The sequence below is a fragment of the Synechococcus sp. MU1655 genome (genome assembly GCF_023630655.1).
In the GTDB taxonomy this organism is placed as follows: domain Bacteria; phylum Cyanobacteriota; class Cyanobacteriia; order PCC-6307; family Cyanobiaceae; genus Synechococcus_C.
Window position 1 is genome coordinate 1 of sequence record NZ_JAKUHK010000013.1, and the last position, 15,818, is coordinate 15,818.

Here is a 15,818-nt window from a genome sequence, read left to right on the forward strand (position 1 = left end):
TGGAAACAAGCAACCCAGAAAGTCTGTGCTGCTGCTTATCGACCATATTTACAAGGATCGATCTATCCGCAAATGGTTGTCGGCTGCGATGACCGACTCAATCGCACTCTGCTGAAAGAATTCAAGGGTCTAGGGGAATAAGGCTATTGCTGTCACTGCAACATAAGAGATTAATCGAAAGTATTTTGTTTGTTATGATAGTCGGAAAGAAAAGAACCGTCGTTGCTTCCTTGGCTAATGAGGCTTGCGAATGTCAAACTTCTCTCTTTTGTTTTTATCGGGCTTATAGGCTGTAATCGTCCATCAGCTGAAGATGCGATGAAATCGTGCGTGAAGTGGGGGAATCAAGGTATCAGTATTCGCAGCTATCAATACGGACTCACGTCACATACAAGAGAATGTTTATATGACAAAGGAAATAGACAGGTGGTTGGTTATGAAAAGGATGCTAAAAGCAATCAAGCAGCCCGCAAAAAAGTAAAGTACTTCAGGTATTGAGCAGAAATGCAAAGCGTAACTCTCCCTGCTCTTGTGTTCCTTGTATCTTTCATGCTGGGACGTGAGACATGCTAACGGTGCAGCACGGGGAAGAGAAGCGTGTACGAAGCGGGACAATGGAAAGATCATCACCAGTAAAAAAATTGATTATCCGAGTCAGTATTTAACATTTAAGGAGTTTTGATTTGCAAGAGTGTTTGGTTAAAACTTCTAGGGCTATTCTGTTTTGCGTCGAAGATTTTAATGTGTGCTTGCATGGGTCTAGAATGTTCTCTAACGAATATAGGGAAAAAGGATTGTCGAGGCTTGGTCGGCAACGCTATTGCAATTTGTGAGTGAGTGTGAGCTGCCAGTATTGAGACAATAACTCATTAATGCTATCTCTATATTCACGAGCCTTGGTCCATTCAAAATTGCGAACTGCATGATGATATTTGCTTATTGCGTCAGACCTTAGGGTTCTAAACTCGATATCACTCATTAGAATATTGCTGTTGCATATCATGGTGGTCTAAAATCTTGAGTTGCAAATTAGTGACCCCCATGCAATGACTTAAAATCGCATGAAAACTGGTTATGAATTTATTAGCGAAGTTATTGATGGGGTCCGTGAGTAGTCGGCGAGAATTAGAGATTATGCAAATTTAACTGTGAGCGCTAATGGCTTTGTGTTGCTATTGTCGGGGTATGAAAAAGGCATTCTTGCTGCTTCCTGTCCTGCTTTTGTTGGCGTCTTGCGGAGCCAATCGGGAGACATGTGCTCTTGCTGCTTCACGACAAATCTCTTACGAGGAAGCAGGGGAGCGGTTGGGGCTGAAGGACAACATAGGAAAGGGGATTAGCTCAGTTGTTAGCAACTACTGTCAGTACTACTACAAGAACTAGATGATTAAAAAGAGAATCCTTCTGTCTTCTGTCGTCCTTGCATCTGTGTTGGTTGGATGCGGGAAGTATGCATCACGGGAGCAGGCAAAAATAGCTTGTGATAAATGGAAGGATAAAGGTGAACGTATTGATTATTTGGTCCACTTTAGCGATTCTGATACTTATGAAAAGTATGTTACGGATAGAGCCTGTAAGTTAGAAGAAGCTACCAGTCAGTTCCTTGGCTTTCAAGGAGAGTTTTCGAGAAAGCAAAGAGAGGTAGAAGGTGAAAGAACGGCTTATCTGGATGTGCCTGAACTTATCAATCTAAAAGTTGTAAAGCGCTTCTATTACTAGCACGGGTGTAAATCAATTTAGCTGTAGTCAATTATTTTAAGCATCTATCCAGGCGTAAAAAGGAAAGATCTGCGAGGTTCCTTCGTGAATATTGCTCTGTTGTGGTGACTAACGCTTTTTTGAAGAGGTCAAGCAATTGTGTTTGACCTGTCTGTACTGGTTGGCGGCTGAATCCTGTGTCTTCCGTTGAGTTCAGCTTCCACGGTTTGCCTTGTTTGGGTTGAGACTTCTTCCAAACAGGACAAGTTCCCAAGCCCGTGGTCGTCCCCCTCGTTTATCACCCGGCCTACAGCGCACCTCTGCCCTCGAGCCATCGCTTCCCGATGGCGAAGTTCAAGTTCCTATTCGAGGCTTTAAGTGACCTGGGGCTGATGACTCCCCAACAGTGGCATCGACCTCTACCTGCTCCCCGCCGCTGGCTCGAAACAGTTCATCAGCGCCGCTATCACGAGGCCTTTGCGCAAGGCACCCTTGATCGCCAAGCTCAGCGCAGGATTGGTCTGCCAGTTACCACTCCCTTGGTACAACGCACGTGGCTGGCTGTTGGAGGAACCCTCCTTACCGCCAGGTTGGCTCTTGAGAATGGTGTGGCCTGCCATCTCGCCGGAGGTACACACCATGCCTTCCCCGATCACGGCAGTGGATTTTGCATCTTCAATGATGTTGCTGTGTCAGCCAGGGTCCTTTTGGATGAGGGGCGACTGCAGCGCTTGATGATTGTGGACTTGGACGTGCATCAAGGCGATGCCACTGCGCTGATCTTTGCTGAGGAACCGCGGGTCTTCACATTTTCTGCCCACAGCGCATCCAATTTTCCATCACGAAAGCAGAGCAGCGATTGTGATCTGCCATTCGTGGATGGTGTGGAGGATCAGGCTTACGTTGCTGCGGTTGGTGAGGTGCTTCCCTCACTCCTCGATCGCTTTAAGCCTGAGTTGGTGCTTTACAACGCTGGAGTGGATCCGCATCGAGACGATCGACTCGGGAGGCTCTGTTTATCCGATAGGGGACTATTGCAACGCGATCATCTCGTGTTTGATGCCTGCCTGCGTCGTCAGATCCCTGTGGCCAGCGTGATTGGGGGTGGTTACGACGCCATTGAGCCCCTCGTGATGCGTCACGCTCTGGTGTTCAGAGCTGCGGCAGACCAGGAGAGATTGCATGGTCTTTAGCTGGGCAACATTTCAGTCTTCCGCCCAGATATAGCGCGTGAGCTCTGATGAATTCGGCTCTGGAGCATTGAGGGCAAAGTCCACGCAGTCCTGCACTTCAGCATCAATCTCTTTTTCGATCGCGCGCAGTTCATCAGCGCTCACCAACCCTTCGCCAATAAGATCGCGTTCAAAGGCCTTGAGGGGATCGCGCTTGGCCCAGAATTGCTTTTCTTCCTCGGCTCGGAGTTCATCAGGGTCGGCAAGCGAATGACCTCGGAATCGATAGGTGAGGCATTCAAGAACCGTTGGACCCTCCCCTGCCCGTGCCCGTTCGATCGCCCGTTCAGCAGCGGCTCGTACGGCAAGCACGTCCATACCATCCACCTCTTCCCCTGCCATTCCGAAGGCAGCAGCCTTTCGCCAGATTTCCGGATCGCTGGTGGCGCGGTCATGGGCCATGCCGATGGCCCACTTGTTGTTCTCCACCACAAACAGGATGGGCAACTTCCAAAGTTGGGCCATGTTGAGGCATTCAAAAAATTGCCCGTTGTTGCAGGTTCCATCTCCAAAAAAGGCTGCGGTGACGGAGTCACTGCTGGAATCACCCATGGCATCACGCCTGTAGCGACTGGTGAAGGCAGCGCCTAAGGCAACAGGGATTCCCTCGCCGATAAACGCAAAACCGCCCAGCAGGTGATGGGCTTTCGAAAACAAATGCATCGAGCCGCCCCGACCCTTGCTGCAGCCGGTTTCCTTGCCAAACAATTCACTCATGACCTCACGGGCTGGGACGCCTGCGCTTAAGGCATGAACGTGATCGCGATAGGTGCTGCAAAACCAGTCGTGTTGACGCTTCATGGCGCCGATCACGCCGGTACTCACCGCTTCTTGGCCGTTATAGAGGTGAACGAAACCAAACATCTTTCCGCGGTAGTACATCTCCGCGCATTTGTCTTCAAAACGGCGACCCAGGGTCATGTCGCGGTACAGCGCCAACCCTGTCTCGCGATCCACGCTGGCTCTTTGACTGGTCACGAGAGACGACAAGCGCTCGGCATGAGCTCCCATCGGGGACGCGCCATTCGCAAGCTTTTGATCGATGCCCGCCGCTGCGCCTACTGCGATGTCCTGACTCATGGCACCACCTCTTTGACAACGAACTTTAAGGGGCCGTGTTGAGGCGATGGGCAAAACCCCTTTCGCTGCCTAAAGTCTCTCTGCTAATGAACGCAACGCTGGTGGAATTGCCCATCGATCATTTCCGCCTGTTGGGCGTCAGCCCTTCAGCTGAAACCGAGTCGGTGTTGCGGACGCTGCAGTTGCGTCTTGATCGCTGTCCAGATCAGGGTTTCACCCATGAGGTCCTCATGCAGAGGGCTGAGTTGTTGCGGCTTTCTGCCGACCTCTTGAGCGATGCGTCGCGTCGGCAGGACTACGAGAGCACCCTTCTCCAATTGGGTCGTGATCATCCGGAAGAGACAGCGGGGCTGGAATTGGCTTCCAGCCGTGAGGTCGCCGGTTTGATGTTGCTATGGGAGGCCCATGCACCGCACGAGACCTTTCAGCTCACCCGCCAGGTGCTGCAACCTCCTCAGGCGCCCGTGCTCGGTAGTGGTCGCGAGTCGGACCTTGCCCTCTTGGCGGCACTCTCTTGCCGTGATGCGGCCCGTCAAGACCAGGACCAGCGCCGGTATGAATCCGCTGCCGGGCTGCTGACTGAGGGACTGCAGTTGCTCCAACGTATGGGCAAGCTTCCCGATTATCGGCAGCGGCTTGAAACGGACCTAGAGCAGCTCACTCCCTATCGAATTTTGGATCTGTTGAGCCGTGATCTGGCCGAGCAATCAGCCCGTCAAGACGGACTGGTGATGCTGGAAACCTTTGTTCAAAAGCGCGGTGGTCTGGAGGGGGAGGCTGCCGAATTGACCACGGCTGGCATGGACCAGGGCAGTTTTGAGCTGTTTTTCCAGCAGATTCGCCGTTTTCTCACTGTTCAAGAACAGGTGGATCTGTATGGACGTTGGGAGCGGTTTGGTTCCTCTGATGCCAGCTTCCTTTCCGTGATGGCCTTGGTAGCCGCTGGATTTTCCCAACGCAAGCCTGAGCGTGTTCAGGACGCCCGCAGCAAACTTCAATCCCTGGTGTTCGTTGGTTTGGATCTCAATCCATTGCTGGGATGCATGGATCTTTTGCTCGGTGATGTGGATCGGGCCTTGGAGCATGTTCATGCCAGCCCGGATGCGGAGCTGCAGGAATGGCTGGCGAACCACCCCAGTGATGATCTCGCGGCCCTTTTCGATTACTGCCGTACCTGGCTGGGACGGGATGTGCTCCCCGGCTATCGCGATGTCGATGCCCAGGTTGTTGACCTGGAGGCCTGGTTTGCTGATCGAGATGTCCAGGCGTATGTGGAGAGTCTGGAGCGCAAGGAGGGGCGAAGCCTGCTAACGCCCGATCCATCAGCAAAGTCTGCTCCAGACAAGGACTGGAGCTTTGGAAATCTCCCTCCATTGGGTCTTGATCCAGAGGGCTCCATGCCCCTTTCTTTTGGAGATGGGGAGGCCTTTTCTGACGACAGTTCAGATTCAGCTGTCGACGAGGCAAGAGGGAGTGGACTGAGCAGCTTTATCCCAGCGGCCTGGACAAATCTGAAAAGCCGACGCCCATCCCTATCCCGACTCTCAGAGTCTCGCCGCAAACTGTCCAGCCGGACCCTGTCACGTCTTTCACGGTCGCGGCTTTCGATGTCGCGCTTGTCCCTCTCCAGGCTTTCCCTGCCACAGCTTTCGCTCTCTCGGCTGTCGATGAATAGCCCTTCTTTGCGGCAAAACAGGCGTGCTTTGTGGATCGGCTCAGGGGTGGTTCTGGTGGTTGTGGTGGTTGTGTTCAGCCTTGTCGGGCTGAGGCGCGAGGCACAGCAGGAAATCGCAACCACCGCACCAACGAAACCCACGGAGGATGCCCTACCCATTGCTGATGACGTGTCTTCTCCGCCGAAGGCCACGCTCAAGGAGGAACCCCTTAGGTCCAGCGAACGCATTGCGCCTTTAGCGGTGGCAAAACCGAGTGAGGTTCAGCTGCAAGCCCTTCTCCAGGCATGGCTTGACCTCAAGGCAACGGCGTTGCTTCAAAAGGGTGGGACGGAATCCCTCGCTGATGTGGCTCGTCCAGTGCTTGTGGGTCGCGTGCGTGATCAGCAGGCCGCCTTATTGCAGGATGGCCTCGTCCAAAACATCCAGGCTTCGATCACCTCGATTCAGACGGTGAGTTCAACGCCTTCTCGCATTGAAATAAGAGCACAACTCACCTACCGCGATCAAACTCTGAATGAACAGGGAGAGGTGGTTGCTGAAACTCCTGCTGGCAACTTGCCGGTCACCTACATCCTTGGCCGAGATCCAGATGGTTGGCGCCTGCAGGCTTATATCCCGGGCTAGCCACCTTGCTTAGACGCTCGCTGTCTCTGCATCCACCCATGATGTTCAACAAAGGGCCGGGACTTTTACAGTTGGATCCAGTGCCGCGCGGACTTCCTCCATGTTTGACGAGCTTTCAGCCCGTTTTGAAGATGCCGTCAAAGGGCTGAGGGGCCAGGACACAATCTCCGAAACGAATGTGGAGGGGGCGCTCAAGGAGGTCCGGCGGGCGCTCCTCGAGGCAGACGTGAGTCTGCCGGTGGTGAAGGATTTTGTCTCTGAAGTTCGTGAAAAAGCGGTCGGGGCTGAGGTTGTTCGTGGTGTAACGCCCGACCAGAAGTTCATTCAGGTTGTGCATGAGCAGCTTGTCGACGTGATGGGCGGCGGCAATGCCCCGCTCGCGAAGGCCGATCAAGCGCCCACGGTGGTGTTGATGGCTGGGTTGCAGGGAGCCGGTAAAACCACGGCGACGGCCAAGTTGGGTCTTCATTTAAAGGATCAGGGTCGCAGGGCCCTGATGGTGGGTGCCGATGTGTACCGCCCTGCTGCAATTGAGCAGCTGAAGACCCTCGGCGGTCAGATCGGTGTGGATGTGTTCAGTCTTGGCATTGAGGCGAAGCCTGAGGCCATCGCAGCTGCCGGTTTGGCCAAGGCAAAAGATGAGGGGTACGACACCCTCTTGGTCGACACGGCTGGCCGTTTGCAAATCGACTCCGAGATGATGGAGGAGATGGTGCGGATTCGTGGCGCTGTGCAGCCCGATGAGGTGCTGTTGGTGGTGGATTCGATGATTGGCCAGGAGGCGGCCGAGCTCACCCGCGCTTTCCACGATCAGGTGGGGATTACCGGAGCTGTGCTCACGAAGCTCGATGGTGATTCACGCGGTGGTGCGGCGCTGTCGATTCGCAAGGTGAGCGGTCAGCCGATCAAATTCATCGGTACGGGCGAAAAGGTTGAGGCTCTTCAGCCTTTCCACCCCGAGCGGATGGCGAGTCGCATTCTCGGGATGGGGGACGTGCTCACGCTGGTGGAGAAGGCGCAGAAAGAGGTTGAACTCGCTGACGTTGAAAAAATGCAGAAAAAGCTGCAAGAAGCGTCGTTTGATTTTTCAGATTTCCTGCAGCAAATGCGCTTGATCAAGCGCATGGGTTCCCTTGGGGGACTGATGAAAATGATCCCTGGGATGAACAAAATCGACGACGGCATGCTCAAGCAGGGAGAGCAGCAGTTGAAAAAAATCGAAGCGATGATCGGTTCGATGACAGCGGCGGAACGGACGCAGCCTGAGTTGCTGGCAGCGCAGCCCTCGAGGCGCCGCCGGATTGCCTCAGGATGCGGCTACCAAGCAGCAGATGTCGACAAAGTGCTGGCTGATTTCCAAAAGATGCGCGGCTTTATGCAGCAGATGACCAAAGGCGGGGGAATGCCTGGAATGCCAGGGATGCCAGGCATGGGTGGAGGTGGATTCCCCGGAATGGGTGGCGGAATGCCAGGCATGGGTGGAGGCATGCCCGGAATGCCAGGGATGGGGGGTGGAATGCCAGCTGGGCAGCCTGGAGCAGCTCCCCGTCGGCAGCGCCCTTACAAGAAGAAGAAGGGTTTTGGTCAGCTTTGAGTCCGCGGCACGGTAGGTTGGTCGCTTAGCGCAACGATTTTGCTGTGCTGAATTCCACCTTTAAGCAAGCGCCACGATGATCAAGCTCCGCCTGAAGCGGTTCGGTAAGAAGCGGGAAGCGAGTTTCCGCCTCGTGGCCTGCAACAGCACGTCACGCCGAGATGGCCGCCCCCTGCAGGAGCTGGGTTTTTACAACCCACGCACCAAGGAGACCCGCTTAGACGCCGAGGCCCTACGTGTGCGCCTCAGTCAGGGTGCTCAGCCCACCGATGCCGTTCGCTCCCTGCTCGAGAAGGGCGGATTGCTCGAAAAGTCTGTGCGACCTGCTGAGACCATCGGCAAGTTGAAGCAAGCTGCTGCCCGCGAAGCTGCCGGGAAGAAGGCTGCAAAAGAAGCAGCAGAAGCCAAGGCTGCAGAAGCAGCAGCGGCAAGTGAATCTGACGATTCAGGCACTGAATCAGCCGAAGGCTGATCAAATCCATGCGCGAAGCTGCCGCAACAGGTCGCTTCGTCCTTGATCTACCCCATTCTGAAGCCGCTCTTGCGTTAGCAGGATCGGCGGAACAGACCCTGCATCAATTGGAGGCCCTCACCGGTGCGTCCCTTGTGATGCGGGGTCTTCAGCTTGAAATGTCTGGCCATCTTGTCCAGATCGAACGTGCTGCCGCGGTGGTGGAGTTGGTCCGGCCGATCTGGCAGCACGGTCAAGCGGTGTCTCAAGTTGATCTGCAATCAGCGTTGGGAGCCTTAAACACCGGCCAAGCTGAAGATCATGTCGCCATGGGCGATCAGGTGCTCGCCCGCAACCAAAAGGGCAACCTTCTGCGTCCGCGCACGTTGCGTCAGAAGAAGTACGTGGATGCGATGGAGCGCCATGACCTCACCTTTGCGCTTGGTCCTGCCGGGACGGGAAAAACATTCCTGGCGGCCGTGCTGGCCGTGCGCATGCTCACGGAGCGAAAGGTTGAGCGCTTGATCCTCACGCGGCCAGCCGTTGAGGCTGGAGAGCGTCTTGGTTTTCTTCCTGGCGACTTACAGCAAAAAATTGACCCCTATCTCAGGCCTCTCTACGACTCCTTGCATGCCCTGCTTGGACCTGAGAAAACCACCTCTCTGCTTGACAAAGGTGTGATTGAAGTGGCTCCACTCGCTTATATGCGAGGTCGAACCCTGGCCGGCGCGTTTGTGATTCTTGATGAGGCGCAAAACACCACGCCTGCCCAGATGCGCATGGTGCTCACGCGTTTAGGGGAGCGCTCACGCATGGTTGTCACGGGTGATATCACCCAGCAGGATTTACCTCCTGGCCAGTTGAGTGGTTTGGTGGAAGCAGCGCAGGTGATGGAGGGGGTGGCCGGTGTTGCCGTCTGTCATCTCACAGCGGCTGATGTGGTGCGCCATCCGCTAGTGCAACGCGTAGTGGAGGCCTATGCCAGCTTTGATGACCAATCTGACCCTCAAACAGCAGCTGATACGACCCGGCTCAGGGGTCCTGAATAGGGATCAGCAACTGTAATTTTTGTCACCTGCTCGCAGATGGGGTCAGGGTTTAGAAAGGTTTACCTTTTGATCTGAATCGATAGGGGGATCCACACTTCTGCTGTCGGCCAATCCCTGTCATCGCTGGCAAGATATGGGCAGTCTTCAGTGAAAGGCATGCCAGCCAGCAGTAATTTTCAAGAGGCCATCCGCGAGGCCCAATCAAGTGCTCTTGTGGGCCCCAATGTTGTCAATAAAGCCCTGCCCTATGTGGGTGGCGGCATGGTGCTCACTGCCGCAGGTGTTTTAGGTGGTATTTCCACCCTTGCCTCCCTGGGAGGACAGACGTTCCAAACTCTGTCTTTCGTTGCGATCATCCCTTGGTTCATCTTGTTTTTTGTCGCTCAAAACGCGGCTAAAAAAGGGAATAACGGAACGGCTCTCCCCCTTCTAGCCACCTTCAGTTTGCTCACAGGGTTTACCCTCACAGGCTTAGTTCTTCAAGCCGTCGCTGTGGCAGGTGCTGCTTCGATTGGCATTGCCACGCTCGCGACCGGCCTCACCTTTGCGATTGCCTCCGTGGTTGGCAGAAGGATGAGCGATAGCGTTGGACAGGCTTTATCTGGTGTGGTGGGGCTTGGCCTCATTGGTTTGATTATTGCCATGGTGGTGCAATTAATCGGCAGTTTCTTCGCTCCAGGTGTCTTTGCTGTTGGCACGTTTGAATTGATGATTGCCGGTTTCGGCACTGTGTTGTTTGTAGGCATGGCCTTCGTGGACTTCTATACGATGCCTCGCACCTACCGCGATGATCAATATCTTGCAGGTGCGTTGGGAATGTATCTCACCTATATCAATCTGTTTATCTTCATTTTGCGTTTGATCATTGCCCTTCAGGGTGGTGGTCGTCGTGACTGAGTTTGCTTGAGGTGGCAAACCTCAATCTCAAGTCATTTTTTCAATCCCGGCAATGTCCGGGATTTTTTATGGACAGTGTGTGTCGACCTGTAAGGAATTAAGGCGGATTGAACGACGCTTTGCTCTATTGACATCGAGGTTGGCAAGGCCATTCATGCCCAAGAAGAGTGCAGAGACAATGGGGAATGACCAGGGCAATCGACGGGTTCAATTCATTCTGCGAATAGCAATTGCCGCCGCCTTAGGCGGTTTTCTGTTTGGTTATGACACGGCCGTCATCAATGGGGCTGTGTCTTCCATTCAATCCACATTCAACGCGTCTGCCGTGAATCTCGGACTTGCGGTGTCGTCAGCACTCCTGGGGTCTGCAGCTGGTGCCTTGGGTGCTGGTTGGCTTGCTGATGGGATTGGACGTCGCCGAAGTATGTGGCTTGCGGCGCTTTTGTTTGTTGTGAGTGCACTGGGCTCTGCATTGGCGTCCCGATTGATTGATCTGGTGGCCTGGCGCTTGATTGGGGGTGTGGCGGTGGGTTTTGCCAGTGTGCTTGCGCCTGCCTATATCGCAGAAATCTCACCAGCGGAGATGCGTGGCCGCACGGGGTCTTTGCAGCAATTGGCCATTGTTCTGGGGATTTTTATTGCGCTTTTGAGTGACTATTTATTGGTTCTTGCCACCCCAGATCAAAACCCCATGTCGCCTTTGGGGGCGATGGCGGCATGGAGATGGATGTTGATGTCTGAGATGGTTCCTGCTGTGATTTATGGGGCCATGGTGTTGCAAATACCAGAAAGCCCTCGCTATCTGGTGCAAAAAGGTCGGATTGAGCAGGCTCGTTTGGTGATCTGCAAAACCCTTGGCGAGCCCACACAACCGGTGATTGATCGGATTCAATTCAGTCTTGGCAACCATGAAGGGAGTTCAATTGCTGATCTTTTTTCAAGGCGAACATTGCTTCTTCCTATTGTTTGGACAGGGATATTGCTGGCGGTGTTTCAGCAGTTTGTGGGTATTAATGTTATCTTTTATTACTCAAGTTCATTGTGGAAGTCCGTTGGTTTCAGTACGACGGACAGCCTGATTATTACTGTTATTACTTCAGTCACGAATGTCGTGACGACCTTCCTGGCGATTCTTACGATTGATCGATTGGGGCGGCGTCCGTTGCTGTTGATGGGTTCCGTTGTGATCACGATCAGCTTGGGGCTGATGAGTTGGGCTTTTGCTGGAGCTCCGATCGTGAATGGTGCGCCTGCGCTTTCAGGGGCTTCCTCATGGGTGGCCTTGATTTCAGCCAACGTTTTCGTCTTTGCTTTTGGCTTCTCTTGGGGACCGGTGATGTGGGTTCTCTTGGGAGAGATGTTCAATAACCGCATTCGTGCCCTCGCCTTGGGGTTGTCTGCCACCGTGAATTGGTTAGCGAATTTTGTGATCTCCACCACCTTCCCTGTCTTCCTTGAGTCGTCAGGACCGTCCCTGGCCTATGGCCTGTATGCCACGGCTGCGGCGATTTCGTTTTTCTTTGTTCTATTCATGGTGCGGGAAACCAAGGGCCGGGAACTGGAGGACATGGTCTGACGGCTTCCGTCTTTTGGTTGAGGTTTGAGTTGGTTTTGCGTGGTTTCAGGCGTTGTGGCACATCGTTCCTCGTCACGGCGCTGGCACTCCTGTCTTCCCTGGAACCCCAGCTTGCGTGGGCGGAAGAGGTCAAAACCACGACAGATGCGGTCTGGCAGGTCACGCCTCAACCGTTGTTGCACAACTGGTTGGATCTGCCTGACTGGGTTTCGTTCTCGTTGGGATACGTCAATGAAATCAATGGCAATCCTTCCGGAGGTTTGCAGCAGAGGGTTACATACACTCACAATCTCTCTTTAAACACAAGTTTTTCCTCTGGGTTTCGTCGCCCAGAATCCGAATGGGATGAATTTGATGCATGGAAGTTGGTGATCAATGCATCTCAACGTTCCGGTACAAGCCTGTCTGAAAAGATCCCGAATGCGCAGTCTGTTCAGCAAATTTTTGGTTATGGGCAAACGTTCCGACTCGCTGGTCTTTGGGTTGAGCGCAATCAAAGCGAAACAGGCTTGCTCAAAGTAAAGCTCGGAAAAATGGCAACATTTGATGACTTTGCTTCATCACCGCTGCTTTGTTACTACAGCAATAATGGCTTTTGTGGCCAAATCTGGGGTGTCCCTAATTCACTCCCCGTGGCGGCCTACCCCGCTAATCAGTATGGAGCGGTCCTTCACTTAGGTGATCATGATCGTCATACCTTGCGCTATGGAATTTATCAAATTAATCCGAAAGGATTTGAGCCAGGATTTCATGGTGCTGATTTCCAAATCTCTCCATCTGCAAACGGCCTTGCCCAGTTTTTGCAAGTCGACATTCCCTTCGCAAAGCGATCTTCAATTCCTGTTAAAAAGACAGAGAGCGGCCATTTGCAAATTGTCCCCGAGGATGAAAAGGATTTTGATTATGTTTCAGGACTGCCAACCCCCGGGCTGCAGTTGGGTGGTTGGTTAGGGCGATGGGATTTTCCTCTTGTGAAGGATCCGCTCCAAATTTCTAAGGACAACAATGGCGTTTATGGACTGGTGTCGGTGCCCATGACCCTCAACAACTTGGTGTTGGACGGACAGCTTTGGGCGAATGCATCGCTTGGATTGAATTCCGATGTGCAGCAGATTCCTATGTTTTATGCCGGTGGTTGGGTCGGGAAAGGATTATTTCGGAATCGCCCTGATGACACGGTGGTGCTTGGCTTCTCCCATGCCAGGTGGAGTCCATCAGTGCAGACGAATCAGGTATGGGAATCGATTGTTGAATTGGGTTATCAGTTTGCATTGGGGGACAACGTCAGTATTCAGCCCAACCTTCAAGTGGTATTTAATCCTTCAGGGACAGGTTCGGTGCCGGATGCTTTGGTGTTGGGGATGCAAATGTCTTTCTTGTTCTAATTTGAACGTCACGCATTTGAACGTCGCGACTTAGTCGGCGACCGCTTCAATCGCGCGTGCAATCGCTTTCTTCTGGTTTGCGTCGTATCCCCAGCGATCGAGAAAAGCCACATCCTGTCCTTGATTGTGGCTTGCTGCTGCCAACAAGGTTTCTAAGCGTGCCTTGACGCTGTGGGGTTCGAGTTGGCGTAGCAACTCGGTGCAGCGCAGGTTGACGCGCTCCGAACCTGCAGCTTGCAAATCATCCGATTGCTTGCGGTGGTGTACCACCATCGCGGCGCTCATGGCGAGATTGCGAGCGGTGAGATCCACCACTCCTTCACCACAGGAACGCAGTTTGCCCACCAGCGCTTCAGGCAATCGATCCATCAGGGCACTATCCCCAGCCAGGCTGATCACAAAGAAGCCCCGCGCTCCATCGCGACTGGCCACAAGCTCCCCGACTCGATCGGCGATCACCTCATCGCTGATTTCTTCTTGATCCCATTGCTGGAGCCAGACAGCGGCGATCTCCATCGCCTGTTGAAACGTCGGCGCTTGCACGGAATCCGAAACTTGCGACTCGGTTTCTGACGGAACAGTCGAGGCCTGATCTGTCATGGGGCTTGAGGCACGGGGGTTAGGTCTCTCATCAGATTAGGCAGACAGGTCTTGGCAGCGTCTTTTTCAACACTTGTTCGAGACACCCTTCTCTTGACGCAAGCATCGCCAAAGTAGGGACAATCATCTGGAGACGTGTGGAAGCTCATGATCTCCGTGTGAAGCTGCCAACGGGGCATTGGCAGGCCTTACTGCGTCATTGCCAGCAAAGCGGTGAGTCACATGGCGCCGTGGTGCGCAAAGCATTGGCGGATTACCTCGACCTAGATCATCAAACCCTTTGGCAGCTGTCCACCTCCACCGCCGTTGTGGAAGGGGTTTTTGGAGGTGCCCTTCAGGTGAAAGACCTGCTCGACCATGGCGACTTTGGTCTTGGCACCTTTGAACAACTTGATGGTGAAGGGATTCTTCTTGATGGGGTCTGTTGGCAGGCGAGGGCAGATGGCAGCCTGATCAAGGCGCCGCCTGATGAGGCCATCCCTTTTTGGGTTGCCACCCATTTCCAGGCTGAACGTCAGATCAGCGTGATTGACATCGTCAGTATTGAGGATCTTGGCGCGCGGATCGACCCGTTTCGGCCCGGAGCCAACTTGTTCGTGGCGATCCAAATTAAAGGGGTGTTTGAACGGGTTGAGATGCGAACGGTGTCGAGGGTGCCTGAAGGTGTGGGCTTGCTCGAGGCTTCCAACAACCAAGCCATGGTTTGCATCGAGAAGGTGTCTGGAACCTTGGTGGGGTTTTGGAGCCCTGAGCACACCACCAGCTTGAACATCCCTGGTTATCACTTTCACTTTCTTTCGGACGATCACAGCAGCGGTGGTCATGTCCTGGATCTCAAAGCGGATTCTTTGGAGGTTGAACTGGACTTTCAATCGAATCTCAGGCTGGCTCTACCAGAAACCAAGCAGTTTCTTGAGGCTGATCTATCCCATGACATCAGCGAACAACTCCATAGGGCGGAAACCAAACCTCAGGACTGAGTCGGTGACAGCGCAGACTTAAACGATGGTTGAGTCTCTTTCTGGTTCGTTCACCAGCGATAAGCCCAAGGGATTTCGCTCTGGGTTTGTTGCGCTGATTGGCCGCCCCAATGTGGGGAAATCCACGCTGGTGAATCAGCTCATCGGCGACAAGATTGCGATCACCTCACCCGTGGCCCAAACCACCCGCAATCGGTTGCGCGCGATCCTCACCACGGATGAAGCCCAGCTGATCCTGGTGGATACGCCAGGCATTCATAAGCCCCATCACTTATTAGGGGAGCGGCTAGTTCGTAGTGCCCGATCAGCGATTGGGGAGGTGGATCAAGTGCTGCTTTTACTGGAGGGATGCGAGGCCCCGGGACGGGGTGATGCTTTCATCGTGCAATTGCTGCGACAGCAGTCCTTGCCGGTGCAGGTGCTGCTCAACAAGTGGGATTTGGTTCCTTTGGAGCAGAAGGATGCTGCCGATGCGGCCTACCGAGAGCTTCTCAGCGAGACCGATTGGCCGGTCCATCGCTGTAGCGCCCTGAGCGGTGATGGCTGCCCCGAGTTGGTGAAGGCGATTAGTTCTTTGATGCCCGAGGGGCCCCAGCTGTATCCATCGGACATGGTGAGCGATCAGCCTGAGCGCTTGCTGATGGGAGAACTAATCCGTGAACAGGTGTTGCTCAATACGCGCGAAGAGGTGCCCCACAGCGTTGCGGTGAGCATTGATCGCATTGAGGAGATGCCGGCGAAGGGCAAGGGACATGGGCGTACGGCGGTGTTGGCCACGGTGTTGGTGGAGCGCAAAAGCCAGAAGGGAATTTTGATTGGCAAAGGCGGGGCCATGCTTAAAACGATTGGTCAGGGCGCGCGTCTGCAGATGCAGACCTTGATCGATGGTCCGGTGTATCTCGAGCTGTTCGTGAAGGTGGTTCCCGATTGGCGAAGTAAGCCGGCCAGACTCGCGGAGTTGGGGTATGTGGGTGAT

Annotated in this window: 13 protein-coding genes; 11 read left to right on the plus strand and 2 right to left on the minus strand. The window is 53.9% G+C overall.

All coding sequences use genetic code 11. From position 1 onward, the window contains the following. Window positions 1-1,431 precede the first annotated feature (1,431 nt). On the plus strand, window positions 1,432-1,719 hold the full coding sequence (locus NCN04_RS01455; protein ID WP_250394940.1) for a hypothetical protein: 288 nt from the start codon (window positions 1,432-1,434) through the stop codon (window positions 1,717-1,719). Between the two features lie 257 nt (window positions 1,720-1,976). Continuing rightward, on the plus strand, window positions 1,977-2,891 hold the full coding sequence (locus tag NCN04_RS01460; RefSeq protein WP_048346004.1) for a histone deacetylase family protein: 915 nt from the start codon (window positions 1,977-1,979) through the stop codon (window positions 2,889-2,891). 12 nt (window positions 2,892-2,903) lie between these two features. Here the strand turns inward: NCN04_RS01460 and pdhA are convergent, their stop codons facing one another. After that, window positions 2,904-4,010, minus strand: coding sequence for a pyruvate dehydrogenase (acetyl-transferring) E1 component subunit alpha (pdhA, locus tag NCN04_RS01465; protein WP_250394941.1), 1,107 nt, complete (start codon window positions 4,008-4,010; stop codon window positions 2,904-2,906). An 86-nt stretch (window positions 4,011-4,096) separates the two neighbouring features. Between pdhA and NCN04_RS01470 the strand changes: the two genes are divergently transcribed. From NCN04_RS01470 to NCN04_RS01500, 7 genes are all read left to right on the plus strand, one after another. After that, on the plus strand, window positions 4,097-6,310 hold the full coding sequence (locus tag NCN04_RS01470) for an ARC6/PARC6 family protein (protein WP_250394942.1): 2,214 nt from the start codon (window positions 4,097-4,099) through the stop codon (window positions 6,308-6,310). Between the two features lie 100 nt (window positions 6,311-6,410). Beyond that, window positions 6,411-7,904 (plus strand): signal recognition particle protein, encoded by a 1,494-nt coding sequence (gene ffh, locus NCN04_RS01475; RefSeq protein ID WP_048346006.1) that lies wholly within the window; start codon window positions 6,411-6,413, stop codon window positions 7,902-7,904. A 76-nt stretch (window positions 7,905-7,980) separates the two neighbouring features. Beyond that, window positions 7,981-8,376: a 30S ribosomal protein S16 gene (gene rpsP / locus NCN04_RS01480; RefSeq protein WP_250394943.1), complete on the plus strand. Its 396-nt coding sequence runs from the start codon at window positions 7,981-7,983 to the stop codon at window positions 8,374-8,376. Window positions 8,377-8,384: 8 nt separating this feature from the next. Then, window positions 8,385-9,404 carry a PhoH family protein gene (locus NCN04_RS01485; protein ID WP_250394944.1) on the plus strand — a complete coding sequence of 340 codons (1,020 nt, stop codon included), beginning with the start codon at window positions 8,385-8,387 and terminating at the stop codon, window positions 9,402-9,404. Between the two features lie 156 nt (window positions 9,405-9,560). Next, window positions 9,561-10,301: a Bax inhibitor-1/YccA family protein gene (locus NCN04_RS01490; protein WP_011618710.1), complete on the plus strand. Its 741-nt coding sequence runs from the start codon at window positions 9,561-9,563 to the stop codon at window positions 10,299-10,301. A 154-nt stretch (window positions 10,302-10,455) separates the two neighbouring features. Then, window positions 10,456-11,877 (plus strand): sugar porter family MFS transporter, encoded by a 1,422-nt coding sequence (locus tag NCN04_RS01495; RefSeq protein ID WP_250394945.1) that lies wholly within the window; start codon window positions 10,456-10,458, stop codon window positions 11,875-11,877. 29 nt (window positions 11,878-11,906) lie between these two features. Continuing rightward, window positions 11,907-13,262 carry a carbohydrate porin gene (locus NCN04_RS01500; RefSeq protein WP_053068499.1) on the plus strand — a complete coding sequence of 452 codons (1,356 nt, stop codon included), beginning with the start codon at window positions 11,907-11,909 and terminating at the stop codon, window positions 13,260-13,262. A gap of 30 nt (window positions 13,263-13,292) precedes the next feature. On the opposite strand, the gene NCN04_RS01505 is transcribed toward NCN04_RS01500, so the two are convergent. After that, window positions 13,293-13,862 (minus strand): sll1618 family protein, encoded by a 570-nt coding sequence (locus tag NCN04_RS01505; protein WP_048346011.1) that lies wholly within the window; start codon window positions 13,860-13,862, stop codon window positions 13,293-13,295. 158 nt (window positions 13,863-14,020) lie between these two features. Here NCN04_RS01505 and budA point away from each other — a divergent pair, with 158 nt between their 5' ends. Then, window positions 14,021-14,842, plus strand: coding sequence for an acetolactate decarboxylase (gene budA, locus NCN04_RS01510; protein ID WP_250394946.1), 822 nt, complete (start codon window positions 14,021-14,023; stop codon window positions 14,840-14,842). A 25-nt stretch (window positions 14,843-14,867) separates the two neighbouring features. Further along, a partial coding sequence (gene era / locus NCN04_RS01515) for a GTPase Era (RefSeq protein WP_048346012.1) occupies window positions 14,868-15,818 on the plus strand: 951 nt, incomplete at its 3' end.